The sequence below is a fragment of the Shewanella sp. SP2S2-4 genome (assembly GCF_031932025.1).
GTDB classification, from domain to species: domain Bacteria; phylum Pseudomonadota; class Gammaproteobacteria; order Enterobacterales; family Shewanellaceae; genus Shewanella; species Shewanella baltica.
In genome coordinates this window covers 62,813-86,065 of the sequence record NZ_JAUOER010000007.1, presented here as the reverse complement: position 1 = coordinate 86,065, position 23,253 = coordinate 62,813, and the positions used below count along the sequence as shown (strand labels likewise).

General features: G+C 47.0%; 21 protein-coding genes. 11 read left to right on the top strand and 10 right to left on the bottom strand.

The annotated features are described in order from the left end of the window. Positions 1 to 77 precede the first annotated feature (77 nt). The 6 genes from Q4Q54_RS07815 to ftsY all read right to left on the bottom strand — a co-directional run bounded on the left by Q4Q54_RS07815 (position 78) and on the right by ftsY (position 6,656). Positions 78 to 557, bottom strand: coding sequence for a hypothetical protein (locus Q4Q54_RS07815; RefSeq protein ID WP_311988136.1), 480 nt, complete (start codon positions 555 to 557; stop codon positions 78 to 80). Positions 558 to 1,171: 614 nt separating this feature from the next. Further along, positions 1,172 to 1,534, bottom strand: a complete 363-nt coding sequence (locus Q4Q54_RS07810) for a hypothetical protein (protein WP_311988135.1) — start codon at positions 1,532 to 1,534, stop codon at positions 1,172 to 1,174. Between the two features lie 459 nt (positions 1,535 to 1,993). Continuing rightward, the gene (gene rpoH, locus Q4Q54_RS07805; protein WP_006079635.1) at positions 1,994 to 2,851 is read right to left on the bottom strand and encodes an RNA polymerase sigma factor RpoH; all 858 of its coding nucleotides are present in this window, start codon (positions 2,849 to 2,851) and stop codon (positions 1,994 to 1,996) included. A gap of 224 nt (positions 2,852 to 3,075) precedes the next feature. Continuing rightward, complete coding sequence (ftsX, locus tag Q4Q54_RS07800) at positions 3,076 to 4,041, bottom strand: permease-like cell division protein FtsX (protein ID WP_006079633.1); 966 nt, start codon at positions 4,039 to 4,041, stop codon at positions 3,076 to 3,078. Beyond that, complete coding sequence (gene ftsE, locus Q4Q54_RS07795; RefSeq protein ID WP_006079632.1) at positions 4,038 to 4,751, bottom strand: cell division ATP-binding protein FtsE; 714 nt, start codon at positions 4,749 to 4,751, stop codon at positions 4,038 to 4,040. The genes ftsX and ftsE overlap by 4 nt, the downstream gene beginning before the upstream one ends. A gap of 3 nt (positions 4,752 to 4,754) precedes the next feature. After that, positions 4,755 to 6,656 (bottom strand): signal recognition particle-docking protein FtsY, encoded by a 1,902-nt coding sequence (gene ftsY / locus Q4Q54_RS07790; RefSeq protein ID WP_311988134.1) that lies wholly within the window; start codon positions 6,654 to 6,656, stop codon positions 4,755 to 4,757. A gap of 213 nt (positions 6,657 to 6,869) precedes the next feature. Here ftsY and rsmD point away from each other — a divergent pair, with 213 nt between their 5' ends. Next, a complete protein-coding gene (rsmD, locus tag Q4Q54_RS07785) occupies positions 6,870 to 7,538 on the top strand; it encodes a 16S rRNA (guanine(966)-N(2))-methyltransferase RsmD (RefSeq protein WP_259587138.1) in 669 nt (222 codons plus the stop codon). Beyond that, positions 7,522 to 7,797: a DUF1145 domain-containing protein gene (locus Q4Q54_RS07780; protein ID WP_086014862.1), complete on the top strand. Its 276-nt coding sequence runs from the start codon at positions 7,522 to 7,524 to the stop codon at positions 7,795 to 7,797. The genes rsmD and Q4Q54_RS07780 overlap by 17 nt, the downstream gene beginning before the upstream one ends. Before the next feature lie 102 nt (positions 7,798 to 7,899). Here Q4Q54_RS07780 and Q4Q54_RS07775 read toward each other — a convergent pair whose 3' ends face one another. Next, positions 7,900 to 8,463, bottom strand: a complete 564-nt coding sequence (locus tag Q4Q54_RS07775) for a NapC/NirT family cytochrome c (RefSeq protein WP_006079625.1) — start codon at positions 8,461 to 8,463, stop codon at positions 7,900 to 7,902. Between the two features lie 441 nt (positions 8,464 to 8,904). Here Q4Q54_RS07775 and Q4Q54_RS07770 point away from each other — a divergent pair, with 441 nt between their 5' ends. The 7 genes from Q4Q54_RS07770 (at position 8,905) to Q4Q54_RS07740 (ending at position 17,042) form a co-directional block, all read left to right on the top strand. After that, complete coding sequence (locus tag Q4Q54_RS07770) at positions 8,905 to 9,267, top strand: hypothetical protein (RefSeq protein WP_014620549.1); 363 nt, start codon at positions 8,905 to 8,907, stop codon at positions 9,265 to 9,267. Between the two features lie 100 nt (positions 9,268 to 9,367). After that, positions 9,368 to 9,823 (top strand): DUF2057 family protein, encoded by a 456-nt coding sequence (locus tag Q4Q54_RS07765; protein WP_311898411.1) that lies wholly within the window; start codon positions 9,368 to 9,370, stop codon positions 9,821 to 9,823. A gap of 109 nt (positions 9,824 to 9,932) precedes the next feature. Further along, entirely contained in the window at positions 9,933 to 10,370 is a 438-nt protein-coding gene (locus Q4Q54_RS07760; protein ID WP_006079621.1) for a hypothetical protein, read from the top strand. Positions 10,371 to 10,636: 266 nt separating this feature from the next. Beyond that, positions 10,637 to 10,897: a heavy metal-binding domain-containing protein gene (locus Q4Q54_RS07755; RefSeq protein WP_011845451.1), complete on the top strand. Its 261-nt coding sequence runs from the start codon at positions 10,637 to 10,639 to the stop codon at positions 10,895 to 10,897. A 21-nt stretch (positions 10,898 to 10,918) separates the two neighbouring features. Continuing rightward, positions 10,919 to 12,460, top strand: a complete 1,542-nt coding sequence (locus Q4Q54_RS07750; protein ID WP_311898407.1) for an efflux RND transporter periplasmic adaptor subunit — start codon at positions 10,919 to 10,921, stop codon at positions 12,458 to 12,460. A gap of 9 nt (positions 12,461 to 12,469) precedes the next feature. Further along, positions 12,470 to 15,619 carry an efflux RND transporter permease subunit gene (locus Q4Q54_RS07745; protein WP_311988133.1) on the top strand — a complete coding sequence of 1,050 codons (3,150 nt, stop codon included), beginning with the start codon at positions 12,470 to 12,472 and terminating at the stop codon, positions 15,617 to 15,619. Between the two features lie 253 nt (positions 15,620 to 15,872). Beyond that, positions 15,873 to 17,042, top strand: a complete 1,170-nt coding sequence (locus tag Q4Q54_RS07740) for a ribonuclease T2 (RefSeq protein ID WP_311988132.1) — start codon at positions 15,873 to 15,875, stop codon at positions 17,040 to 17,042. 80 nt (positions 17,043 to 17,122) lie between these two features. On the opposite strand, the gene Q4Q54_RS07735 is transcribed toward Q4Q54_RS07740, so the two are convergent. The 3 genes from Q4Q54_RS07735 to plsB form a co-directional block, all read right to left on the bottom strand. Next, positions 17,123 to 17,896 carry a VOC family protein gene (locus tag Q4Q54_RS07735; RefSeq protein WP_311988179.1) on the bottom strand — a complete coding sequence of 258 codons (774 nt, stop codon included), beginning with the start codon at positions 17,894 to 17,896 and terminating at the stop codon, positions 17,123 to 17,125. A 149-nt stretch (positions 17,897 to 18,045) separates the two neighbouring features. After that, positions 18,046 to 19,302, bottom strand: coding sequence for a tryptophan permease (gene mtr, locus Q4Q54_RS07730; RefSeq protein ID WP_012588833.1), 1,257 nt, complete (start codon positions 19,300 to 19,302; stop codon positions 18,046 to 18,048). Beyond that, the gene (gene plsB / locus Q4Q54_RS07725; protein ID WP_006079610.1) at positions 19,302 to 21,725 is read right to left on the bottom strand and encodes a glycerol-3-phosphate 1-O-acyltransferase PlsB; all 2,424 of its coding nucleotides are present in this window, start codon (positions 21,723 to 21,725) and stop codon (positions 19,302 to 19,304) included. Before plsB ends, mtr begins: the two co-directional genes overlap by 1 nt. Positions 21,726 to 21,885: 160 nt before the next feature. Between plsB and lexA the strand changes: the two genes are divergently transcribed. Next, positions 21,886 to 22,506 (top strand): transcriptional repressor LexA, encoded by a 621-nt coding sequence (gene lexA, locus Q4Q54_RS07720; protein WP_106649027.1) that lies wholly within the window; start codon positions 21,886 to 21,888, stop codon positions 22,504 to 22,506. Next, complete coding sequence (locus tag Q4Q54_RS07715) at positions 22,503 to 23,015, top strand: cell division inhibitor SulA (protein WP_006084614.1); 513 nt, start codon at positions 22,503 to 22,505, stop codon at positions 23,013 to 23,015. The genes lexA and Q4Q54_RS07715 overlap by 4 nt, the downstream gene beginning before the upstream one ends. Positions 23,016 to 23,253 lie beyond the last annotated feature (238 nt).

Here is a 23,253-nt window from a genome sequence, read left to right as displayed (position 1 = left end):
CCTCATTCAAAAAAAACACCCATAAAGGTATGGGTGTTGATTTATCTACCTATTTCTAATATCGTAAAAAGTTTTTATTAAACTTTTTCAGCTACGATAGTAATTTGAGCCTGTACAGCACCGCCTGCAATAGCAGCTTGTGCTACAGACTGAGCAACAGATAAACTCAATGTTTGTTCTGCTGCCACCTGTGCTCCAACAACCCACGGAGTACCATTGGCAGATACAGTTAATGCTGCTGTTGGTGTTGCGCCACCTGAGTAACTCACTTGAGCATTACTCAATGTCCAGTTTGCAGCTGCAAGCGCGCCAGTAATCTGGGTAGCTTCAGTATAGTCATGTGCTTCTACAGTCACTGCAGTAGATGTAAAAGTACCATCAGTAGCCACAATCAACTGACCATTTTCAATGCTTTGGCCAGCTAAACCAGTAATAATTAAATTAGTACCAGCGGTTGAACCTGGAACAAAACCAGACCAAACGATATTTGCGACTGGATCAGCAGCCATAGCAGAAGTTGATAAAGCCATAGCTAAAAATAAGATTGTCTTTTTCATTAAATTTCACCCGTTATATAATTAAAATTTCTGTTTACATTAAAAATCTTTATGCAACAGAGTTAAACATCAGTGCTACTGAGTGTGGTCATTATCTGCGATAGCGAATCCGAACCGAAGAGGAGCAATCCCGCCCACGTGTAGGAAGATTCCTAGCGAGCATTAGCAATTCCAACTAGGAGCTGCTACGCCCAAAGTTAGCTGAAAATCTGCGTTAACCGTTCGCAAACCACCAAGAGCGAAGAAAAAGTTACATACTCCGCAACATTCAATCGTTCAAATAGGAAGTAAAGCTTAAGAAGGATAATTACAATAGAGCACTAGAAAATGCTCAGTGCAGGAGTTAATAGTAATGGCCACAATAAATTTCATCAGATTATTACTACAATGAATAATATGTTGATAAGAAATTTAGAAATAGGATTTTAATTTAAAAAACAACATAATTTAGAAGGCATAACCATGAGAAAGGATATTAAAATATCAGGTCATAATTTAGTTTGAATTTATGCTTATGCTGATTAGTTGCCAATTAATTACAGACTGATATTTATAAAAAATAGATAAAAATACAATTGTAACTAGAAAAATAACTTTAATAAGTAATAATTAACTTACGACATACAATATTCAATGTTATCAGTGTTCAAATCTAGTGCTATACGACTCTTCCACTGCGCATAGAAGATTGTTGATACATTGCGGGGCAGCAACCATCGCACTTGGCTATCGTCTTGAAAATAATGAATATTGTTTTTTTTAAGCAGCTCAATTAAAACTCTCGTCTCAAATTGGCATAAAATGACTTCAGATCCCAATACATAACTAAGCTTTAAGTCCTCGCGTTCAAAAGCGATACCCTTGCAAATTAACCAAAACAAGCTCTGCTGACATACTTCGACGCCCCCATTGACACGAAATGCAGTACCCCAACCAGATTCTGATGATAGGGCTAACTTAGTGATCATTGAGAACATAACTTCCCACCTTTGTAAGCATTAAAAAAACCGCATAATGAGTATCTATCGTAAATTGGCGGGCATCCCTTCTAACTTAAAAGCTTTCCTTGGTACATAATCCATCGCTACCCGACCAAATCTTCCGTGCTCAATATCCATATCAACTTTGCTTAAGGCGATACTCAAAATGCGGAGGAACAAGAACGTTCTGTAATAAGCATCGAAAACAACTTTTGAATTGAGGCTCAAAAGTTACAGATATATTAACTATTTATAACGGTTCTAAATGTAGGATAAATCTGATGTCTCGTGGTGAAATCAGCCATAGTTGCGTACGTTTCAATACGATTGAGCTTTATAGCTATAGCGAAATTCACTTTAAGTGTCGCGATTAAATCTATTCTTTCTCCCATAAAAAAACCTGCCGCAGCAGGTTTTTTTATGTTTAAGTTACAATCACTTTACACGTGACGTGACTTAGGCTTCCATACAAGCTTTTAGCTTGTTCATGGCATTTTTCTCAAGTTGGCGAATACGTTCGGCCGACACTTGGTAAGTCTCTGCAAGTTCTTGCAGTGTGGTTTTATCGTCATCTAACCAACGGGCGCGCAGAATATGCTGGCTGCGTTCGTCTAAGGTCTTGATGGCCGATAATAAACGACCTTGGGCATTCGATTCCCAGTTGTCGTTTTCAATGTTTTCCGCTAAATCCGATGAATGATCTTCCAAATAATGGACTGGGGCAAAATCATGCTCCTCGTCTTGATCATTGGTTAAATCAAATGCAGGATCTTGCGCAGCCATACGTGATTCCATTTCGGTCACATCGGCCTTAGATACACCTAAATTTTCAGCCACCATAGTGACTTCTGCATCGCTGAACCAACCTAAGCGTTTTTTCGCTTTACGGATGTTAAAGAACAACTTACGTTGCGCTTTAGTGGTCGCGACTTTAACAATGCGCCAGTTTTTCAGCACATATTCATGAATTTCAGCTTTGATCCAGTGCACAGCAAAAGACACGAGACGCACGCCAACATCGGGATCGAAGCGTTTAACCGCTTTCATCAAGCCTATGTTGCCTTCTTGGATCAGATCTGCCTGTGGCAAGCCATAGCCTGAATAGCCTTTAGCAACGTGCACTACAAAACGTAAGTGCGACATAATCAGTTGCTTCGCAGCTTGTAGATCACCAGTTTCCTGTAAACGCTTGGCCAACTCATACTCAGCCTCAGCGTCCAGCATGCTGATGCTAGTCACTGAATGGATATAAGCTTCTAGACTACTGGCGCCCTGTGGGACTGTCAGTGCCATTGATTGCGTTTGAAAGGTCATTCGCTCTCCTACATTTATCAGACTACTTACGAGTGCATTCTAAGGTTCGATAACAAAATACCCTAAGAATAAGCTCACGAACTATCGGCTAATTGACAGAGTATGTCAACCTCAGCTCGTTTGCGGATACCCTTTTTACCTCGCTGAAGTAGACATTGCAAGTGAACAAAAGTTCATTCCTCAGCATTTTTTTCATCACTTTTTTTAGTTTAATCGACTGATTATTATGAAGGTTCAATCGACCGTAAATGCTGGCGTACAGACAAATACGAACCTAACCAGCCTAAAAATGATGCCAGTCCAACCAATTGCAGCAGTTCAGTAAAAGTGAGCGATTTCATCTCGAGCTGACTGCCATATAAGCCCAACAGCTCGGCAAGAGCCGAATCGAGATACCAGACTAATAAATTAATGATCAGCCACGCCAATATGCCGCCAATCACACCATACCAAATCCCAGTGTAGAGGAATGGACGCTGAATAAAGGCTTCAGTTGCTCCGACTAGCTTCATCACTTCGATTTCGCTGCGTCGATTCATAATTGCTAAGCGAATCGTATTACCTATCACTAAGACCACAGCCAGCACGAGTAATGCGGCAATCGCCATCACAGTGCGTTCAAGAAGACGCACTACCGCCTGTAACCGCTCTAGCCATTCGATATCTAAACGGCCAAAGCTAATCTCAGGCTCGCGCTCTAGCTTAGTTAACAGTTCACGGGCGCCAACTGGCGTTGAGTAACGCGGTGTCGGCGTGACGGTAATGACCGCTGGCAGAGGGTTTTTATCTAAATAGGCCAAGGCCTCACCAAAACCAGATAAGCGTTGAAACTCTTCTAGGGCTTGGTTTTTATCTATGTACTGCACTTTATCCACTTCGGAATAAGTACGAATCCGCGTCAGCAGGCTCTGAATCGTTTGCTCGCTGCGATTGTCTTCGATAAACAAAGAGATCTCCGCAGCGCTGTTCCACGAGCTGGTAATGGTCTCAGCGTTTTTAACTAACACTTGCAAAGCCGCAGGCAAACTCAGGCTCACACCCAATACCGCCATTGTCATCACGGAAGACACTGGGTTGCGCCAGAGTTCTCCCATACTCGCCATCGCTTGCTGTACGTGACGAATAAAGAACATCACAATCCGCCCAGACAGAGGTAACTTACTGCGGGTTAATTTAGCGCTGTCGCTCATTGCCCTTCACCTCTATTCGTCGGCGCGCGCGTATGCACGCTAGGATGTAACTCCTGTGCGCCCAACATACGACCCTGTTTGAGGGTGAAAGTGCGATATTTCATCCGCGCGATTAAGCCTAAATCATGAGTAGCGATTAACACGCTGGTTCCTGCATCGTTGAAGGTTTCAAACAGACGCAAAATATCCATCGATAATTTAGGATCTAAGTTACCCGTTGGTTCATCGGCGAGCAGCAGAGGCGGTTTGTTCACAATCGCACGGGCAATGCCGACGCGTTGCTGTTCACCGCCGGACAACATAATCGGGTTATGGCGCTCTTTGCCATATAAACCCACCATGTCAAGGGCGCCGGCCACTCGCTTACGGATTTCACCATGGGAGAAACCTTCAATCACCAGCGGCAAAGCCACATTGTCGAACACGCTTCGGTCCATCAACAGGTGATGGTTTTGAAAAATCATCCCGATATTGCGACGCAAATAAGGCACATGTTTAGGGCTAACTTTGGCGATGTCGTGGCCATTGATGGCGACACGACCGGTCGTCGCCCGCTCGATAACCGTGATTAATTTCAACAGCGTACTTTTACCCGCACCTGAGTGGCCGGTTAAAAATGCCATTTCACCTTGTTGAAGATGAAAATTCACATCTTCCAGCGCCATTTGGCCGCCAGGATAAATCTTACTGACCTGCTGAAAATCAATCATAAATTAGCTATCCGCTTTTTCTTGAGTGAACAAGGCATCGATAAATTCTTTCGAATTGAAGGTTCGCAAATCATCAATTTGCTCACCCACGCCTATGTAACGGATCGGAATATTAAACTTGTCGGCAATCGCAAACACCACGCCGCCCTTAGCCGTTCCGTCTAACTTACTGATGGTAATACCCGTTACACCTACGGCTTCTTGGAATAATTGCGCTTGGCTAATCGCATTTTGTCCTGTGCTCGCATCTAGTGTCAGCATGACCTCATGCGGCGTATCTGGGTCGAGTTTTTTCATCACTCGCACCACTTTCTTCAATTCTTCCATCAAGTGCGCTTTGTTTTGCAGACGACCCGCAGTGTCAGCGATCAACACATCCACTTTACGGGCTTTAGCCGCTTGCAAAGCATCGAACAGTACAGAGGCACTATCGGCACCCGTATGTTGGGCAATCACAGTAATATCATTACGTTGACCCCAAACCTGTAACTGTTCTACCGCAGCTGCACGGAAGGTATCGCCCGCGGCTAACATAACTGACTTACCTTGGCTCTGATATTGTTTGGCTAATTTGCCGATAGTAGTGGTTTTACCCACACCATTAACGCCGACCATTAAGATCACAAATGGGCCATTTGCATTGTCTGGCACTAACGGAATTGCGACTGGGTCGAGCGTCTTCTGCATTTCTTCCCGTAGCAAGTCATATAAAGCTTCAGCATCTTTCAATTGCTTACGCGACGCTTGCTCGGTCAAATTCTTGATCAAACGCGTGGTTGTTTCGACGCCAACATCGGCGATTAATAACTGTTCTTCGAGTTCTTCAAACAGATCATCATCGATTTTCTTGCCGCGAAATAGACCAATAAAACCACTGCCAATATTCTCGCTGGTACGCATCAAGCCGCGTTTCAGACGAGCAAATAGCCCTTCTTTAACGGGTCTCGCCTGCGGCTCTGGCTGCAATTCAGTAACGGGCCCAGCGGTTTGCGCAGCTTCGGCCTGTTGTTGCGCTAACGCCTCTGCTTGCTCACGTGCTAATGCTTCAGCAGCGAGTTGCTCCGCAGCTAACGCTTCAGCGGCAGCTTGTTCGGCGGCAACACGAGCACGTTCAGCTTCCTCGGCTGCAGCTTGTTCAGCCGCCAGACGTGCCGCTTCGGCTTGTTGTTCTGCTAAACGTTGAGCTTCGATTTGTGCTTGCTCTTGAGCAATACGCTCGGCTTCAGCCTTGGCTTGGGCTAATTGCTCTGCCGCAGCTTGTTCAGCGGCTAACTTATCTGCTGCAAGTTGTTCAGCTTCTAACTGAGCTGCCGCCAGTCGTGCCGCTTCGGCCTGTTGTTCGGCTAAACGTTGAGCTTCGATTTGTGCTTGTTCGTGGGCAATACGCTCGGCTTCAACCTTGGCTTGGGCTTGAGCAAGTTGCTCTGCAGCTGCTTGTTCAGCGGCTAACTTATCAACTGCAAGCTGTTCAGCTTCTAGCTGAACAGCCGCCAGACGCGCCGTTTCGGCCTGTTGTTCGGCTAAACGCTGGGCTTCAATTTGCGCTTGCTCTTGAGCAATACGCTCGGCTTGCACTTTCGCAAGTTGTTCCGCTTCTAGTTGTTCCGCTTCTAACTGAGCAGCCGCTAGACGCGCCGCTTCGGCTTGTTGCTCGGCTAAACGCTGGGCTTCGATTGCGGCTTGTTCTTGGACAATACGCTCGGCTTGCGCCTGCTCGGCAGCTAACTGTTCTGCGGCCGCTTGAGCCTCTGCCTCAGCAGCTAAACGTTGCGCCTCTGCGCGTTCCTGTTCTAAACGCTCTGCTGCTTCAGTGTCTTGTGTTGGAGTAACAACTGGAGTTTCAGCGACGACCTCATCTTGTGACTTATCTTTACGAAACCAGGAGAAAAAACCTTTCTTTGCCATGTGTGATTCCAGCGCTCTACTTCAGTGTTGAATTTTGAATAAGACCCTGATGTTATACCAGATTGCCTCGGCAATTACGCCCAAAAAGTCGGCAATTAGCTAAGCTCACTCAGCCTTCTCACCTTTTAGTGAGACTTTGATATAAAATAGTGGCCTTTATTAAGGTGGCATAGTCTACCACTTTCTTTCTTCAGGCAAAATCACGGGGGCACTTTGGTTAAGAATCGAACGGTCAAAAATAATGTGACCAAAAGTCCAACAGCCAAAAATAAACCCGGTAGCGGTCAAGTGCGGATCATCGCGGGCCAATGGCGTTCGCGTCGTTTACCTATTCAAGATCTCGAAGGTTTACGCCCGACAACAGACAGAGTGCGCGAAACCCTGTTTAACTGGCTTGCCAATGACTTAGTTAATGCGCGAGTGCTCGACTGTTTCGGCGGCAGCGGCGCTTTAGCGCTCGAAGCCCTATCTCGCTATGCCAGTTTCGCCAAGATTATCGAGTTGCAACGCGGCGCAGCCATGCAATTAAAAGAAAATCTGCAAACCCTAAAATGCGACAAGGCCGAAGTGCTCAACGCCGATACCTTAGTGGTGTTGCAAAGGGGCTGCGAGCAAGGTTTCGATGTGGTATTTATCGATCCGCCCTTTCGCAAGGGATTGGCAGAAAAGACCATTCAACTGCTCGATACACAAGCTTGGCTCAATGATGGCGCGCTGATTTATGTCGAGATCGAATCTGAATTAACCCAACTGGCCATTCCACCTTGCTGGCACGCCTTGAAAGAAAAGAATGCGGGACAAGTGAGCTACCGCTTATATCAATATCAAGCCGACAACACTGCCGAGCCTATCGAAGTTGAAAGCCATGCCCTTGCTGATTAACCTAGGTAAAGCCATTACCCTCATCGCTTGGTTGATGATGGCCTACAACTTGGTTATGCCATTTGAAGGTAATGTGGCGATTATTTTGAATATCCTGTTTGGCATAACCTGCATGATGCACTGCTTCCAAGTGGCCATTTTCCACATGCTATTTAAGACCTTACTGCCATTAACAAAGCTTGATTATCTGCAAGTATTTATCTTCGGTATTTTTAGCCTGTTAGCTTATCGACAAAAAGTGATGACTCCAGCGAGTTAACCTAACATTTAGGCACCGTCAGGTACTCAGACACGGACAGCAAAAAGCCCTCAACAGAGGGCTTTTTAATGACTAACGATAACGTAAGTTAACCGTTAAACCTTATCCTTTAGGGTAAGGGTGAGCGACGCCTTTGTGACAGTCGATACAGGTTTTTCTGTCTTCTGGGGCTTTCTTGAAGTTATTGCTGTGCATTCTCACTGCCATTTTGCTCATATTTTCTGATTGGTTTTCATAAATACGGTTGTGACAGTTTTGACAGGTTGAAGAATCGATTGCACGAAGGTAATCACGCGCTAACTCAGCTTGTTCTTTACGGTTTTCATCTAACCATGCTTGCGTGTTAAAGCCATCGATAGTTAAGAAACCAATAACGTCCTTAGAAACGATGATCTTTTTCTTCAGGTATTGGAATGGTTCCTGTGCGATGTGACATTGCTGACACTGAACCACGATACCCACACGGTTGTTACCGTGGGCAGACGCCATCACTTCATCTTTCAATGAATGTTGGCTGTGGCAGCTCATACAGAATGCGTCTTGGCTGGTTGCATGTAAGGTTGTTTGGGTTGCGAAGTAGCCCACAACACCGATAACAATACCGACGACCAGTAGCGCCAGGATTGAATATTTTGCGCTAGGTTTAAATAGTGCACGCCAGTTCATCACTCTATCTCCAAAAATTGTCAAAATTAGTTTTTATAAGACTAGTTTATGTTCTTTCATTTATTAGAAATTTGATTTTAAGCCGAAATTTGCCGATTAAATTAACCTTAAAAGCGCAAAATGAGACTTAGCTCTAACTATTAGGACGACATTTGGTAAAAACCGCTAGCTGAGCTGCAATGCACTTTAACTAAAGCTAATGCAATCACCCCATAATCGCAAGTTAGCGATTATCGCGATGAGATTTCCCCTTTGAGAATCAATAACTATCAAATCATTTCTAGAAAATAGAAATGTGATCTAATCGACGTTTTGTTTAATTATTAGAAGTGGTCAGGAAATAAATCATTAGAAATTAGAAATTAAAAATTGAACGCGATATGAAACTTTATCGGGTTAGCTAAGGTCTCTAAGGGTAAGCAATCAATTTTCCGAGTTATCATGGCTAAATTTTGGATCACCATAGCAGTGCTATTTTCGCTAATCGCCCAATCGGCGATGGTGAGTGCTATGCCAACTTCAGCCAATACCAATGGCCACAGCAGTCAAACCATGTTGATGATGGATGCAGAAATGAACTGCACCATGCCAGATTGTTCTGCATCCGATTGCTTGCAACACTGCCAAGATAGTATGACAAGTCATTGTCAAACCCATTGCCTATCATCACTTTACCTTGAGCCTGCAGTGCTAGAACTGGCCTTCGCCAACCCAGCAAGCAAGCGTATTGCCATCCAAGGCTGGGCGATGCAAACTGCCGATCTTGGACTCACTACGCCGCCTCCCACCTCCAATTCACTGTAACGTCTTTCGTTTTTTACAACGTAAAACCGACTAAACACCTTTGATTGCGCCGCTGCATATTCGCACCGCAACGAGGTACAGAGAATTTTTGGAGTTTATTATGAAAACCACTTTATTGAACAAAAGCTTACTAAGCCTTACTTTCGTTATCGGTGCCTTGTTAAGTAGCGCGACTGTCACAGCCGCCAGCTTAAAAAGCACAGATGCGCTCAGTGTTATCAGTATCAATGGTGTGCCAGCGACACCCTTTAAGCCTATCCAACTCTCCGCCGGGAAAGTACTGCTCGAGCTAAAATATCAGGATATTTTTAATTATCGCGCCGATGATAGTGGTAACTGGGTTAAATCAGCGCCGCTTTACTTAGTGCTGGATGTGAAGGCGAGTGATAGCTACCAAATCACCCAGCCCAAAATAATGACTGAAGCTGAAGCGCGCCAATTTATTAAATATCCAACGATTCAACTCAGTATTAATGGTGACAAAGCGGGCGAATATCCACTGCAAAGCCACAGCCAGCTGATGGCGAAAATGTTAGTCAGCAATCCCGCTTTCTAATTTAGAAAAGCAAAATATTTAATTTGAGGCATGTGCTGAAATGTGAGTTAAATCATTACAGCATAATGCCTCTATGCTAGACTCGAGCCGTTCATCATTTGGAATACTTATGCATCACACACTCGGTCGTTACTTTTTAGTCATGTTCACTTTACTCGCACTCGTCGGGCAAAGTGTTGTGTCTAATGGTCACGCCATGGTGCCACACACTATGGATATGAGTGCGATGAATCATGAAGCTTCCCCCCAAATGCACCATGCTGCCATGATGCAGATGAACACAGAGAACCCTTCTGACTCACATTCAATGGCCAACGCGGATTGCTGCAACGATAAAATGCTTCCCGGCGCGAAACAGCATTGCTGTGATGGCACCACATCATGTTCAAATGATTGTGGTCATTGTTTGACGATTTCAGTCGCTGGCACTCTATTCAGCCCACACCTCTGGCCAAGTGTGAGCATGAGCGATACTGCAATGGCCACTCCTATGCCTCATTTCCACTCGATCTCTTTGTCTTCGGCCTTTAAACCTCCGATAGCCTAGGCCTACTTTGCGCTTAATGGGCAAATCGCCCTCAAGAAGCCAAGCTAAAACGACAATTCAGTTAGCCCTAAGCTAACGCCAAATTAGCCGTTTATTGTGGTGCCTTATCGTTAAATCATGCACCCGAGTCTAGCAAAACGTTGATAACTGAGCCGAATGCCAAGTTTGGGCATCAATCCGTCTATCGAAGCGAACTGCTTTGAACCACTGTGCTCACAGACGTTTATGCGCTCATATTCGGCCGTTAATCCGATGGAGTGAATAATATGAAAACACTAACTAATCTCGCCTTAATCGCATTCTTGCTGACCAGCACTAGCGTGTTTGCCACGGCTGCGCCGCACGAACATCAACACGACAATGCAAATCCACAGCAACAAGCACAAACCTATGTTTGCCCTATGCACCCCGAAGTGACTGGTAATAAAGGCGATACTTGCCCTAAATGTGGCATGGACTTAGAGCCAAAGGCGACGGAAGTAAAAACGGCTGAAGGTACGATGCACAACGCGCACGAACACCACTAAGCTAGGCTGGAGATGAGGCATATGAACCAATTTAATACAGTAAAAAAGCAGGCCCCTAAGGCCGTACTGATCTTGAGTAGCTTACTCATCAGTACGCCTTGGTTGAGTCATGCCCAGCTGGCGAACACACAAGAGCACACGGCGACCGAAGCGGCAGCAAATTCTGCAACTGCGCCTAAGAATAATCCGTTAAATCAAGTGAAAACCTACACTTGCCCTATGCATCCCGAAGTGCTCAGCCATGAGCCCGGTCGCTGCCCTAAGTGCAATATGTTTTTAGTTGAGAAACTCGATGCCGCGAATCCTGCGGCCGAGCATGCACAGCATCAAGTCGCAGATCACCAAGCCTCTGAGCATGCGCAAACCTCTGCCGCCAAAGCTTCGAGTCAGGTATTCGATACCCCAACACCTAAGGCCGACAGTTTAGTTAAAGCCCAAAATCATGTGACAACAATCAAGTACGTTTGCCCTATGCATGCCCACATTATCAGTGATGTACCCGGCACTTGCCCTATCTGCGGTATGAACTTAGAAAAGGTCGAAACGGGCGGCAATACCCAAGAAATCAACATCAATGTATCCGGCAGCATGCAGCAAGCGTTGGCGTTAAAGGTGGCCAAGGTTGAACGCGACACACTGTGGAAATTTGTCGAAACCGTCGGTCAAATCGACTATGACGAAAGCCAAATCACCCATATCCATGCCCGCGTTACTGGCTGGATTGAAAAACTGATGATCAAATCCGTGGGTGATACCGTAAAGAAAGACCAGCTGATCTACGAGATCTATTCCCCCGATTTAATCAACGCCCAGGATGACTATCTGCTCGCTATGGACACCGCCAAAGCAAACGGCCAAGGCCGCTACAAAGATTTGGTGCGCAATGCGGGCTTACGCTTATCCTTCCTTGGTTTTAACGACAGGCAAATCAAACAATTAGCCGAGTCACATCAAACCCAATATCGGGTACCTTTCTACGCCAAAGAAGACGGCATAGTGAAAGCCCTCGACATTCGCGATGGCATGTATATTCAGCCTTCGACCGAAGTCATGTCTGTGGTGGACCTCTCCAAAGTTTGGGTGATTGCCGACGTCTTTGAGAACGAGCAAAGCTGGATTGCCAAAGGTCAGAAGGCCGAAATTGCCGTTCCCGCCATGAATATCAGCGGCATCGAAGGCACGATCGATTACATCTATCCTGAGCTTGATCCTGTCACTCGCAGCCTGCGAGTACGAGTAGTGCTCAACAATACCGAGATAGATTTAAGACCTAAAACCCTCGCCAAAGTCTCACTATTCGGTGGCCCGAATAAAGATGTGCTAGTGATCCCGCAGGAAGCCTTAATCCAAACGGGCAAAGAAAACCGCGTGATCGTCAAGCAAACCGACGACAGCTTTACCGCCAAGGCCGTAACCGTCGGCATGATGAGCCAAGGTAAGGCCGAGATTATTTCAGGCCTGAATGAAGGTGAACGTGTGGTGATTTCGGGGCAATTCTTACTCGACTCCGAGGCTAGCCTCAAGGGTAGTTTAATGCGTTTAAGCAGCGGTCATCAGCACTAGGAGCGCGTTATGTTGAAATATATTATCGAGGCGTCCATCAGGCAGCGATTTATGGTGTTGATTATCGCCATCATGATCACTGTTTGGGGCGTACAGGAGCTGCGAAAAACGCCGCTCGATGCGCTGCCGGATTTATCCGATGTGCAAGTGATCATTAAAACCCCTTATCCGGGTCAAGCGCCAAAATTGGTTGAAGAACAAGTGACTTATCCCTTGTCGACCGCCATGTTAGCCGTACCTGGTGCTAAAACCGTGCGTGGTTATTCCATGTTCGGCGACTCTTACGTGTATGTGATTTTTGAAGATGGCACCGACATTTACTGGGCTCGCTCACGGGTGCTCGAATACCTGAGTCAGATCAGCAGCCGTTTACCGCAAAATGTGCAACCTTCCCTCGGCCCAGATGCATCTGGTGTTGGTTGGGTGTATGAATATGCGCTAGTCGATCGCTCCGGTAATTTAGATTTATCGCAACTCAAGAGTCTGCAGGATTGGTATCTCAAGCTAGAGCTGCAAAGCGTGGCAGGCGTGTCTGAAGTCGCCACCGTCGGCGGCATGGAGCAAACCTATCAGATAGTGCTTGAGCCCGACAAAATGGCGATCTATAAGCTCGATATCGCCACCATTAAACAAGCCATTGATAAAGCCAACAGCGAAGCCGGCGGCTCAGTGATCGAAATGGCCGAAGCCGAATACATGGTACGCGCCAAAGGCTATCGCCAGACGCTAGAGGATTTTCGTGAAATCCCCCTTGGTATCACCAGTCCTTCTGGCACAGGTTTAACCCTCAAAGATGTTGCTACTGTGCGTAAAGGCCCAGCTTCACGCCGCGGCATAGCCGAACTCGACGGTGAAGGTGAAGTCGTTGGCGGAATTGTGGTGATGCGTTACGGCGAAAACGCCTTAGCGACAATTGATGCGGTGAAAGCAAAACTCGAAGAACTCAAAGCCGGCCTGCCCGATGGGGTTGAGATTATCCCAACCTATGACAGATCCCACTTGATTCTTAAGTCCGTCGACAACCTGTTTAGCAAAGTCGTCGAAGAAATGTTGGTGGTCGGCTTAGTCTGTTTGCTGTTTTTACTGCATGCGCGCTCCACACTCGTGGCCGTGATCACCTTGCCGCTATCCATCCTTATCGCCTTTATCGTGATGAATAAAATGGGTGTTAACGCCAATATCATGAGCCTTGGCGGCATCGCCATTGCCATCGGCGCCGTGGTGGACGGCGCGATTGTGATGATCGAAAACTTGCACAAACATTTAGAGCATTTTAAAGCGGATCATGATCGCGAACCCGATACGAAAGAGCATTGGCGTATCGTCACCGAAGCGTCGATTGAAGTCGGCCCAGCACTATTTTTCTCATTAATTATTATCACATTAAGCTTTGTACCTGTGTTTGCGCTCGAGGCGCAGGAAGGTCGATTATTCGCGCCATTGGCCTACACTAAAACCTTCGCCATGGCAGCGGCGGCCTTTTTATCCATTACCTTAGTGCCGATTTTGATGGGTTACTTTATTCGCGGCAAAATCCCCAGCGAACGTAGCAATCCCATCAGCCGTTTCTTGATCGCGATTTATCAACCTTCACTAAAACTGGTGCTGAAATTCCCTAAAGTCACCCTGATGTTAGCCTTAGTCGCGCTGGCCAGCGCTTGGTATCCTATGACCCGCATGGGCAGCGAGTTTATGCCCGCACTCGAAGAAGGCGATTTGCTCTACATGCCAACGGCATTGCCCGGCATCAGTGCCAGCAAGGCCGCCGAAGTGTTGCAGCAAACCGACCGCTTGATCAAAACCGTGCCCGAAGTGGCCCGGGTGTTTGGCAAAGTAGGCCGCGCTGAAACCGCGACCGATCCCGCGCCGCTGACCATGCTTGAAACCACTATCATGCTTAAACCCCATGACGAATGGCGTGAAGGCATGACCTTAGATGGCATCATTGCCCAGTTACAACAAACCGTAAAAGTACCGGGACTCACCAATGCTTGGGTGCAACCCATCAAAACCCGTATCGACATGCTCTCGACGGGGATCAAAACCCCTGTCGGCATTAAGATCACTGGAGCCGATGTCAACGAACTGCAAAGCATTGGCACTAAGATTGAAGCTATCTTAAGCAAAGTGCCACACACCAAATCGGCCTATGCCGAACGCAGTGGCGGCGGCCGTTATATCGATATCAGTCCGAAACTGGATGTGGCCGCACGTTACGGTATGACGTTGCAGGATATTCAAGATGTGGTGCGTTACGCCATTGGCGGTATGGATATTGGCGAATCAGTACAAGGCGCCGAACGTTATCCTATCAACCTGCGTTACCCCCGTGAGCTGCGCGACAACATTGAGAAGCTGCGCGAGCTGCCCGTGATCACTAAGTCGGGGCATTATCTGCCGCTACGTAACTTAGCCGACATCGAAATTAACGATGGCGCGCCTATGTTAAAGAGTGAGAATGGCCGCTTAATCTCTTGGGTGTTTATCGATATCGAAGGCACCTCTATCGGTGAGTATATCGCCACCGCGAAAACTGCCTTAGATGCCGAACTCGTCGTTCCACCCCGTTACAGCTATAGCTTTGCGGGTCAGTACGAATATATGCAAAGGGTCGATGCTAAGCTTAAACAAGTGATCCCTATGGCATTAGCCGTCATCTTCATCCTGCTGATGATGACCTTCGGCTCCACCATTCAGGCCAGCATTATTATGCTCAGCCTCCCCTTCGCATTGGTCGGCAGTACTTGGTTGTTATATCTACTGGATTACAACATCTCAGTGGCCGTTGCTGTCGGTATGATTGCCTTAGCGGGTGTCGCAGCCGAGTTTGGGGTGGTGATGTTGGTGTATCTCAATAACGCCATCAAACACAGGCAAGAAAAAGATAATTACCACAGCGTCAATGACTTGAAAGAAGCCTTGATTGAAGGCGCCGTCATGCGGATCCGCCCCAAAGCGATGACAGTGGCGACCATCTTCTTCGGCCTACTGCCCATAATGTGGGGCGCAGGTTCGGGTAACGATGTGATGCAGAAAATCGCCGCGCCGATGGTCGGCGGCATGGTCACAGCGCCCATACTGTCGCTATTTGTCCTACCCGCACTCTATCTACTGATTTACTCGCGTAAATTAAACAAAGACGCTGCGCACGTAAGTTAGCAGCAAGAGAGCACCCATAAAAATCCCCTCAAGCTATTAAGGTTTGAGGGGATTTTTCATTCAATCAGATTAAAAATCTAATTAAGGTTTGAGGGGATTTTTCATTCAATCAGATTAAAAATCTAATTTAGCAGCAGTGCCACACACCACTCTGAGTAAAATAAGCCTCTTAGTTTATAACGCTTATGTGTACCATTAACTTAGCGCACCACAGGATTGACCCGACTTACTGCAGCAGAAAGGATTCCATCACATGACCAAGCCATTTTGTTTGACCATCCGCCGGATATGGCCGCAAGCACTTTCCCTTAAAAGCCTATCGCGTACGTTACTTGCGACGTTCGGTTTATGCGCTGCGTTAATCATTTCAGCAGCACCTGCCTTTGCCGCGCCCGCGACCGGTGAGTTCGTTGCCGATAAACGCTGTGAGCTATTTCAATCGAAAAATAAGCAGACGAATCCAGATCAATGGCAGAGCAATATTGGTGAGCGCTACCCAGTACTCGAAATCCTCGGCAACAGCGCCAAACCTGATTGGCTGCGAGTGCGCACCAACGCAGTGAAGTCTCCCATGCGGTGGATCAGTGGCGCTTGTGGTCAGTATCTTTCCAATGTTGCAGGCAGTAATGTATCGACACCTGCAACAGCGGTAGAACCCGCGCAAACCACTACAGCATCGGATATCAAAGCCAAAAGCCGAGACGGCCTTAAAGAGCATGGCACACCAGAAAAACGTCAAGGAGATCAATGCCGAATCGGCGGTGAATTTGACGCCAACGTGCTGGCATTAAGCTGGCAAAGCACCTTCTGCGAACTCTATGGCCGCCGCAAAGCCGAATGCCGCGCCCTCAGCCAAACGCCAGAATCGAGCCAGTGGCAACACTTCAGCCTGCACGGACTGTGGCCGAATAAACAACAATGCGGCACTCGTTATGGCTATTGCAGCACAGTCAAACTGCAACCAAATGATTTCTGTACTTATCCTGAGCTTGAACTTAACCCATCGGTGCGCAAAAATTTAGAAGAAGTCATGCCAAGCGCCCAATATGGCACCTGTTTAGAACGCCACGAATGGTGGAAACACGGCACTTGCCGTAGCCAAGACCCTAACGAGTACTTTTTATTGGCAACCCAGCTGACCCAAGCGGTCAATGCCTCGGCATGGGTACAAAAATTTATTCATGACAACATAGGTAAGAGTGTCAGTAAAAGTGAGTTAAACCAAAGTTTTGATATCAGCTTCGGTCAAGGCGTTCACACTAAAATGAGTCTAGAATGTGGCAAGGGATTACTGAGTGAAATCCGCATTAATTTGCCCGAGGTCATTAAAGCCTCAGACTCCTTGCCTAGCCTACTCGCCAAAGCTAACAAGGCAGGCAGAGGCTCCTGCCCTGAGACAATCATGATTGATAATGCTAATTAAACAAATGGTTAGACGAATAAAAATGGCGACTAAGTGTCGCCGTTTTTAATCTTAAATGTGACTCGTCCTAAATATAGCTGTCACACCTGATTAAGCTTGATTACCGCAAAGGTGGCACCTTGGGCGTCGGCTATCACAGAGAATCGACCCACATCGGGGATATCACTGGGCGGAATGCACACTTGCGCGCCTAACGCTTGGGCTTTTTCTGCAAATGCATCGCAATCGGCTACTGCAAAATAAAGCAGCCAATGGGGAGATATATCGCCCCATTCGGGCATTATGGTCATCATGCCGCCGATGGATTGACCATCAACTTGCCACTCAGAGTATTCGATGTCCGGCATGTCGCTGGGCGAGTTAGTCCAAGGGAATATTTTGCAGTAAAAGGCTTCTTCAGCGCGCGGCTCTCTGCAAGCCAGCTCAACCCAGCAAAGAGTATTGAGTTCACCCTGACAGCTAGCACCGATATGATTCTTCGCTTGCCACAGCGCAAAACGTGCGCCTTGTGGATCGCTCACCTGCGCCATCACGCCCGCATCACCTACAACATGCGGCCCCATATGTACTTGGCCGCCCGCCGCTTGAATCGCTGCAATGCTGGCATCCATATCATCAACGGCAAAGTAGACTCGCCAATGGCTAGGGATCTGCGACTCTGACTCGGAAATTTGGTACATGGCACCTAAATCATCCCCCGCTAAATTGAATAGCGAAAAATGACCTTCTGGGATTGGCATGTCTACTGAATCCCAACCAAATAACGCTTGGTAGAATGTCTTAGCAGCTTGCCAATCGTGGCTTGCGAGTTCAACCCAACATGCATGTCCTTGTGCGTACTGAGTAATTTTCATCATTTGCTCCTTTGTCTTTACAATCATTCGAGTTAAGCCTGAGTTCGTACTTCTGTCCAGTGTCGAGATAAAAAAGATCTGCTGGATTACAACTCAATCGCCAAATACAAAAAAGCCCTCACGCAGAGGGCTTAAATCATCGAAACAAATTAGGAATATTGCGGCAGTAAATTTGCCATCGCGAGCAGATGACAAGCACCCGTGACTATGCCAAATAACACCACAAGAATAATCAGCGGTGTACCGCCTATCACTCTAAAACCTGTGCTCTCGGGGAATAACTGCCGCGATTTATAGGCCATCAGCGCCGGGACGATAACCGCCCACACTGTCGCCGCTAATGCCGCAAAGCCAATCGCCACTAAGAAACCGTCGGGGAACAGTAATCCTAAAATCGTCGGCGGCACAAAGGTCACTAACGCAGTTTTCATCCGGCCCGAGCGCGAATCGTCAAAACCAAACAAGTCGGCGAGATAATCAAACAAACCTAAGGTCACCCCTAAGAAAGATGAAGCCACGGCCAAGTTAGCAAACAGCGTTAACATACTGTTCAACCAGCTACTCGCCATCACCTCAGACAAAGCGCCCACCAAGACCCCCATATTGCCGCCTTGGGCAATAATATCGATAAACTGGCTGCGGGGAATATTGCCCATAGTCGCCACTAACCAACAGGCATAAATCACCAGCGCGATAAAGGTGCCGACGAAAATCGCCTTGATAATGGTGGTGGAATCTTTGCCGTAATACTTCACTAAGCTGGGAACGTTACCATGGTAGCCAAAGCTGGCAAGACCAAAGGGTAGCGCCGCCCACAGATAAGGTGAAAAGCTATTATTACCATCGGGTTCGAGCAACTTAGTCACATCGATTTCGATCAGTAAATTGCCGATTGCAAGGAAGAAGGTAATGATCATACCGCCGAGCATAATCGTGGTAATGCGATCCACGGCCTTAGTGCTGATCAATACGATACTAGCCAACACTATGGCAAACACCAGCCCAGCAACACTTTGCGGTAACTCAATTCCCATGCCCTGCAAGCTGTGATTCACAATCGAGCCACCACCGCTGATATAGGCATAAGTCAAAATATACAGCACGAACGCGATAGAAACGCCGTTCACTATCCGCCAAAACTGCCCTAAGGTTTGCTTGCTTAAAGTATCGAAGCTAGCACCCGGTTCGAAATGCAAATTGGTTTCGAGCAGCAATAAGCCCGACATCAACATGCAAAACCAAATGCCCAATAACATTAAAATCGAATAGCCAAACCACATACCGGCACCGACCACGGGCAGAGAAAACATCCCTGCACCTACGGTCGTGCCGGCAATAATCATGGCGCCGCCGAGCAAGGACTTACCTGCGGGCTTATGCTTAGCCGCATTCATATGATTTGCCATTAAACTGTATGCTCCGCGGTGACACTCGCCACTATCGTTTGTTTCACTGACGGACGTAATAAGCTATTGGCTTGATCTCGTATGCGATTGATATTGGACTTATCTTGGTTATCCGCTAGATAGCCCAATTCTTTGAGCTTAACGCTCAAGGTGCCGTAAAGTTTCTTATCGTAGAACTCAGGCGCGGTAATGCCATGCAAAGCGCCTAAACGCTGGGCGAGTAGATGACTCTCAGACTCAAGTTCTGAGCGCTCCATCTTAGGTCTGTTCGCTAACAGATTGAAAATAATGGCATAGCGTTGCAGAGTCTCGCTCACTGAACTGGCTAACAATAATAGTTGGCTAGTGTGTTCAGGCACGACAGTTAAGGTATCAGTCTCGACTACTAACCCTTGTTCAATGAAGAAATCCAGCACTTGATTGACATAGGCAGGTACATCTTTAATGCCCATAAAGAGTTCGGCTTTCAGCAGTGGATAAAAATCGGCAACGATTGACACCACTTGCTGACGCGGGATCTGCTCATTATGCGTTAAGCAGCTCGCAATTAATGACGGCACAATAAATAAGTGAATGATATTGTTACGATAGTAAGTCATAGACACTGCCTGACTCGCTTCGATAGACACGATTTCACCTAAAGGATCGGCACAAACAACAAACTTATTCAGCTCTAAACCTTGCTGCACTAAATGCTTACCATCACCTTCGGCAACCGAAGTATAAGTAGTGTAAGGCACTTTTTTGAGTAGGGTCAGATACAGATCAAGCTGACGCTCCAGCAGACTGCGCTCTAAGGCATTTTGATCTGTGGCCAGCAACACTAAACTCGTCAAGGTCACCGAACTCGCCGCTGCAGCATCGTTAATATTTGTCATCACTCGATTCGCCAGCACGTTTACCGCTGGCGTTAACCAGCTTGGTTTTTGCTCAGGATCATCGGCCAACTCAGTACGCCAGTTTGGCGCGCGCTCATTTAAGAAGTTTTGCAGAGTAATCGGCTCGCCAAAGTTCACATACCCTTGGCCGAAATTACCAAGTTTGCGAATCGCACCAAACACCTGCCACACAGATTCTTTTTTCTTTTTCTTACCACTTAACTCTTTATGGTACGTCGCCACTTCCATCACATGGTCATAGCCTAAATACACAGGCACCAATGTTACCGGACGCTCGATACCGCGCAGCACGCTGTTCATCGTCATAGCAATCATGCCGGTTTTTGGCGCCAATAGACGACCGGTACGTGAGCGGCCGCCTTCGGAGAAGTATTCCACCGAATAACCTTTAGCAAACAGTTGGTCTAAATACTCACGGAATACTGCGGTATACAGCTTGTTGCCATTAAAACTACGGCGGATAAAGAAGGCACCACCGCGACGAAACATAGGTCCCGCGGGCCAGAAGTTGAGGTTAATACCAGCAGCAATGTGCGGCGGAACCATGCCTTGATAATACAAAATATACGATAACAGCAGGTAATCCATGTGGCTGCGATGGCAAGGTACATAAACGATCTCGTGACCATCATGGTGCAGCTGGCGAACTTGCTCGGCGCCTTTAATGTTGATCCCGCTGTAAAGCTTGTTCCACAACCAAGTTAAGAAACGCTCGGCAATACGCACTAAGCTATCTGAGTAATCGGCAGCAATTTCATCGAGATACTCAATAGCCGTCTCGCGCGCTTGGGTCTCAGAAATCTTTTTGTTGGCCGCTTCTTCTTGAATCGCTTTACGCAAGGACTCGGATTTGAGCAGCGAATGAAACAGTGCTTGGCGATTTGGCAGCACAGGCCCTGTCATCACCTTACGTTGACGGCGGAAATGCACCCGCGCGACCCGCGCTAATTTATGGGCAATCCCCATGTCAGTGCCGTGTTCGTCGGCCATGTATCGCAGAGATACCGCATTTGAAAACTGTACGAAGTTATGTCGACCTAAGAATAAAATCATCAAGCATTTGCGCAGCCAAGTCGGGTTTTCCCGCTCAAACACAGCCGCCTTCATAGTGTCGTCTTCTTTCCCTGGCGTGCGGCCCCAATACAGGCTCACGGGCACTAGTTGAATGTCTAATTCAGGGCGTTCCTTATGCACGGCCAACAAACGCATAAAGCATTCGAGGAAAGGCTCGTTACCGGCACGCTCACCAAACAGCGGCTTACGCCCTTGAAGGCAGACAACCCGAGGCGCAATCACACCATTTGCCACTAAAGGCTCATAGGGGCTCGGTAGTCCTAACTTAGCCGTTATTTCACTCAGGGCAGCGATGTCACTCAGCGATTCCGTTTTCATCACATAAGCAAGGGGTCTGGAGGCATCCAGATTCAGATCGGCAAAGGGATCCTGAGGCACAACAATAGTGTGCACTAAGTGTTTTTGGATCCAGCGTAATGATTTCAACCAAAGAGAGTCGTGTTTAGGCATTATTCTTATGCAATTAAGTACGTTTACTAGCCCGGTAGAATACCAGACTATGGGTAATATTCGCTAATTCTCTCCAACATAGCTAAAAAGTGGTTAATACTTGCGCTGCAAATAATACTGTATATACTAACAGTAACTGTATAGAAAAACAGGAAACACCATGAGACCTTTGACGCCACGCCAAGCTGAAATTTTAGAGCTAATTAAACGAAATATTGCCGATACTGGCATGCCACCCACACGGGCAGAAATCGCGACCCGTTTAGGTTTTAAGAGCGCCAATGCGGCTGAAGAGCATCTTAAAGCGTTGGCGAAAAAGGGCTGCATTGAGATCATGCCGGGCACTTCGCGGGGCATTCGCCTACCTGCGGAAGTCGAAGATTTAACTGAAACAGGTTTACCACTTATCGGTCAAGTGGCTGCTGGCGAACCTATTCTTGCCCAAGAACATGTCGAACAGTACTACCAAGTCGACCCGAGCATGTTCCATCCCGCCGCCGATTTCTTACTGCGGGTTAAAGGCGACAGCATGAAGAATATCGGCATTCTCGAAGGAGATTTGCTGGCAGTTCATAAAGTACAACAAGCTAGAAATGGTCAAGTGGTTGTCGCGAGAGTCGACGACGATGTCACTGTTAAACGTTTCGAAAAAAAAGGTAATGTAGTCTATCTACACGCCGAAAATGAAGACTATTCCCCGATTAAAGTGGATTTAGGCTATCAAAGTTTAACAATTGAAGGACTCGCCGTCGGTGTGATCCGTAATGGAGATTGGCTATGAACAAACTACTTGGCAATGCACCCCGCCACCCAGGCTTGTGGCTCGATGAAGTCCGTGATGCCGACTATGACTGGCACCATGCACCTATCGCCTGCATGCCAACGAAGACTCAAGGTCGCCAAGAATTAATCCATCTAAGCGCGCAACTCGCCCAGTTAAGCCAACAGGGCCGTTGGTTAGTGCTCATCAACCCGCCGAGTATTGGCTACAAACAAATGCTCGCCAATGCAGGCGTGCGTATGGACAGAGTCTTGCTGGTGCACGCTAAAGATGAAGTCGAAACCCTGTGGGCGATGGAAAAAGCCTTAACAAGTGGTACGTCCAGTGCAGTTATTACTTGGACCCAATCACTGGATGCACGCGATAATCGTCGCCTGCAAATCGTGGCTAAAAGTGCTCGCGCCATGGGCATAGTGCTTGAAGACGTAAACAGTCACTTACATGGCGACGTACGCATTGAGCAAGGCAATCTCTTCGGCCAACAATCTTTTTTTAGCGCTGTACATTAAATATTCATTTATTTTTTTACCTTGAAAGCCGCCTCGCCTATGAATGTGAGGCTTTTTTTTGGCAATTTTTCAGACAATTAGATAAATAAGTGATCTTGATCAATATTTAAACAGCAAGTATGGTTGATTTAGTCGGCGATGATATATCGCCGCCCGTGGCAAATAAATCGAGCCGTAATCGAGTTCAAAATGCCACTAAAAATAGAGAACAGATTTATTTCAGTCGTATGTGCCAGCG

Excerpts from the sequence above, each read along its gene's own strand:
- rpoH (WP_006079635.1), bottom strand. The coding sequence starts at position 2,851 with ATGACCTTTCAAACGCAATCAATGGCACTGACAGTCCCACAGGGCGCC.
- ftsE (WP_006079632.1), bottom strand. The coding sequence starts at position 4,751 with ATGATTGATTTTCAGCAGGTCAGTAAGATTTATCCTGGCGGCCAAATG.
- lexA (WP_106649027.1), top strand. The coding sequence starts at position 21,886 with ATGAGACCTTTGACGCCACGCCAAGCTGAAATTTTAGAGCTAATTAAA.
- Q4Q54_RS07765 (WP_311898411.1), top strand. The coding sequence starts at position 9,368 with ATGAAAACCACTTTATTGAACAAAAGCTTACTAAGCCTTACTTTCGTT.
- ftsX (WP_006079633.1), bottom strand. The coding sequence starts at position 4,041 with ATGAGCGACAGCGCTAAATTAACCCGCAGTAAGTTACCTCTGTCTGGG.
- Q4Q54_RS07815 (WP_311988136.1), bottom strand. The coding sequence starts at position 557 with ATGAAAAAGACAATCTTATTTTTAGCTATGGCTTTATCAACTTCTGCT.
- Q4Q54_RS07750 (WP_311898407.1), top strand. The coding sequence starts at position 10,919 with ATGAACCAATTTAATACAGTAAAAAAGCAGGCCCCTAAGGCCGTACTG.
- Q4Q54_RS07740 (WP_311988132.1), top strand. The coding sequence starts at position 15,873 with ATGACCAAGCCATTTTGTTTGACCATCCGCCGGATATGGCCGCAAGCA.
- Q4Q54_RS07755 (WP_011845451.1), top strand. The coding sequence starts at position 10,637 with ATGAAAACACTAACTAATCTCGCCTTAATCGCATTCTTGCTGACCAGC.
- Q4Q54_RS07810 (WP_311988135.1), bottom strand. The coding sequence starts at position 1,534 with ATGTTCTCAATGATCACTAAGTTAGCCCTATCATCAGAATCTGGTTGG.
- Q4Q54_RS07745 (WP_311988133.1), top strand. The coding sequence starts at position 12,470 with ATGTTGAAATATATTATCGAGGCGTCCATCAGGCAGCGATTTATGGTG.
- plsB (WP_006079610.1), bottom strand. The coding sequence starts at position 21,725 with ATGCCTAAACACGACTCTCTTTGGTTGAAATCATTACGCTGGATCCAA.
- Q4Q54_RS07735 (WP_311988179.1), bottom strand. The coding sequence starts at position 17,896 with ATGAAAATTACTCAGTACGCACAAGGACATGCATGTTGGGTTGAACTC.
- ftsY (WP_311988134.1), bottom strand. The coding sequence starts at position 6,656 with ATGGCAAAGAAAGGTTTTTTCTCCTGGTTTCGTAAAGATAAGTCACAA.
- Q4Q54_RS07760 (WP_006079621.1), top strand. The coding sequence starts at position 9,933 with ATGCATCACACACTCGGTCGTTACTTTTTAGTCATGTTCACTTTACTC.
- Q4Q54_RS07780 (WP_086014862.1), top strand. The coding sequence starts at position 7,522 with ATGCCCTTGCTGATTAACCTAGGTAAAGCCATTACCCTCATCGCTTGG.
- Q4Q54_RS07775 (WP_006079625.1), bottom strand. The coding sequence starts at position 8,463 with ATGAACTGGCGTGCACTATTTAAACCTAGCGCAAAATATTCAATCCTG.
- Q4Q54_RS07715 (WP_006084614.1), top strand. The coding sequence starts at position 22,503 with ATGAACAAACTACTTGGCAATGCACCCCGCCACCCAGGCTTGTGGCTC.
- Q4Q54_RS07770 (WP_014620549.1), top strand. The coding sequence starts at position 8,905 with ATGGCTAAATTTTGGATCACCATAGCAGTGCTATTTTCGCTAATCGCC.
- mtr (WP_012588833.1), bottom strand. The coding sequence starts at position 19,302 with ATGGCAAATCATATGAATGCGGCTAAGCATAAGCCCGCAGGTAAGTCC.